The organism is Pseudomonas sp., from assembly GCF_037994325.1.
Taxonomy (GTDB): domain Bacteria; phylum Pseudomonadota; class Gammaproteobacteria; order Pseudomonadales; family Pseudomonadaceae; genus Aquipseudomonas.
The window spans coordinates 1-2,320 of record NZ_JBBNAH010000097.1 but is presented as its reverse complement, the minus strand read 5'-3'; the positions used below and the strand labels follow the sequence as shown (position 1 = coordinate 2,320).

Annotated in this window: 2 protein-coding genes; one reads left to right on the top strand and one right to left on the bottom strand. The window is 60.6% G+C overall.

Translation table 11 applies throughout. The features are described from left to right. The coding region (locus AAAB16_RS03140) for an AraC family transcriptional regulator ligand-binding domain-containing protein (RefSeq protein ID WP_340662024.1) at positions 1 to 353 on the bottom strand (353 nt) is incomplete at its 3' end. A 121-nt stretch (positions 354 to 474) separates the two neighbouring features. On the opposite strand from AAAB16_RS03140, the gene AAAB16_RS03135 reads away from it, so the two are divergent. Beyond that, on the top strand, positions 475 to 2,214 hold the full coding sequence (locus AAAB16_RS03135) for an amidohydrolase family protein (RefSeq protein WP_340662023.1): 1,740 nt from the start codon (positions 475 to 477) through the stop codon (positions 2,212 to 2,214). Positions 2,215 to 2,320 lie beyond the last annotated feature (106 nt).

Genomic DNA, 2,320 nt, shown 5'->3' with positions numbered 1-2,320 from the left:
TGCTGCAGGCGCCAGTGTTCGGCTTTGTTATGCAGCGCCATATAGCGCTGGGCACAGGCGAACGCCGCGTGCAGGTTGGGCTGCGCGCAGAGCAGCGTGCCGAGCAAACCGAGCATGGCGATGCCCTGGTGACTGGCAACACGCATGCCCAGGTCCGCGCAACGCAGATGCTCGGCGCCGTTGGCTAACAGCTGAATTACCTGCTGGCTGGCGATCAAACAATCGGCATCGCGCAGTTGCGCCAAGCTCAAGCCCACAGCGCTCAGCAGGCCGGGCAGGTCACCACCAGCGCTCAGTACCTCTTCTTCGAAGCCGATCAGGCTGGCGCTGCGTAGCTCGTAACGAAGGGTCATTTGTGCCTCTCCTCGACGTGCACGACGATGCCGAATTTGTCGTGTAATGACAAGGCATCAATGCGTTAGCGCCCTACCCTGGCACCACCTAAAAAAACAAAAACAATGCGTGAGGTGCTCCATGGCTCTGTACGACATCGTGATTCAAGGCGGCCGCTACTTTGACGGAACCGGCGCGCCGGCCGCGATCCGCAGCCTGGCGGTAAAAGACGGCAAGGTGGCGCTGGTCAGTGCCACGCCCATTGATGAAAGCCTTGCTGAGCGGGTGATTGCCGCGCACGGCAAGTGGGTGACGCCGGGCTTTATCGACAGCCACACCCATTACGATGCCGAACTGATTGTGGCGCCAGGCCTCAGTGAATCAGTACGCCATGGCGTAACCACGGTGCTGGTGGGCAGTTGTTCGCTGAGCATGGTCTGCTCCGCCGCCGAAGATGCCTCGGACATTTTCACCCGCGTGGAAACCGTGCCACGGGACAAAGTGCTGCCCATCCTCAAGACCCACAAAACCTGGAATACCCCGCAGCAGTGGGTGGACTTTATCCACCGTCAGCCCATGGGCCCCAACGTGGTCAGCTTGCTTGGTCATAGCGATTTGCGCGTGGCGGTGATGGGCTTGCACCGTGCCACCGACCGGCAGGTGCGGCCGAGCGAGGCGGAAATGCAGGCCATGGAAAACACCTTGGAGCAGGCGCTGGATGCCGGCTTTCTTGGTCTGTCCACCATGAGCCTGAAGTGGGACAAAATCGACGGCGACCGCGAGTGGTCAAAAAGCCTGCCCAGCACCTATGCGCACTGGAGCGAAATCCGCCGCCTCAACACCCTGTTGCGCCAACGCGGCCGCGTGCACCAAGGCGCGCCCAACGCCGCCAACCCGTTGCAGATTTTGCAGTACCTCGGCCAAGCCATGGGGGTGTTACGCAAGCCGTTAAAAACCACGCTGATTTCCATGCTCGACCTCAAAGGCAACCGCACCGTGGCGCCGATGGCGCGCCTGGCCGCCTGGTTTACCAACCTGCTGGGCGGCGACTTTCGCTGGCAGCTGCTGCCTACGCCTTTCATGATCTACGCCGACGGTATTGATGTGGTGTTGTTTGAGGAATTCGGCGCCGGTGAAATGGCTCTGGACCTTAAAGATGCCGTGGCGCGTAACGCCCTGCTCAAGGACGAAAACTACCGCCGCACCTTTCGCAAGTTCTACGCCGAAAAGCTCTCCCCACGGGTATGGCAACGCGACTTTGGCGATGCGGTGATTCTCGGCTGCCCGGAGCAGCAACTGGTCGGCCGCAACTTTGCCGAAGTGGCGCTGGAGCGTGGCCTGCATGTGGTCGACCTGTTTCTCGATATGGTGGTCGCCCACGGCACCCAACTGCGCTGGTTTACCGTGATCGGCAACCACCGCGAAGACGTGCTGCGCAAAATGGTGTGCAACCCCAACACCCTGATCACCTTCTCCGACGCCGGCGCACACCTGCGCAATATGGCCTTCTACAACCTGCCGCTGCGCTTGCTGAAACTGGTGCAGAACAGCCACAGCGAAGGCCAACCGATGATGTCCATCGAACATGCCATTCACCGCCTGACCGGCGAACAGGCCGACTGGCTGGGCATCGACGCCGGGCATATCCGCGAAGGCGACCGCGCCGATATCGTCGTGCTCGATCCCAACGGCTTGCAGCAAGACCTGGAACGGGAAAGCTGGGCGGACATGGACGGCTTTGATATTCCACGCATGGTCTGCCGCAACCCGGGTTGCGTATCCCATGTGCTGATCAATGGCCGCTTGGCAGTGGACGATGAACAGGTAGTGCCGCAGTTGGGTAAGGCCCTTGGCTACGGACGCTTTCTTGCCGCTCGTTAAGCGTCAGCCAACAAAACGCGAGGGCTCATCGTCGGACTGGCCCTCGCTATCCAAATCAATGAAGTTGCTGAGTTTTACCGACCCTTCAGGAAAGCGCACCACTACC

What these genes read in the sequence shown, in the direction of transcription:
- AAAB16_RS03135 (WP_340662023.1), top strand. Translation starts at nt 475, where the DNA reads ATGGCTCTGTACGACATCGTGATTCAAGGCGGCCGCTACTTTGACGGA.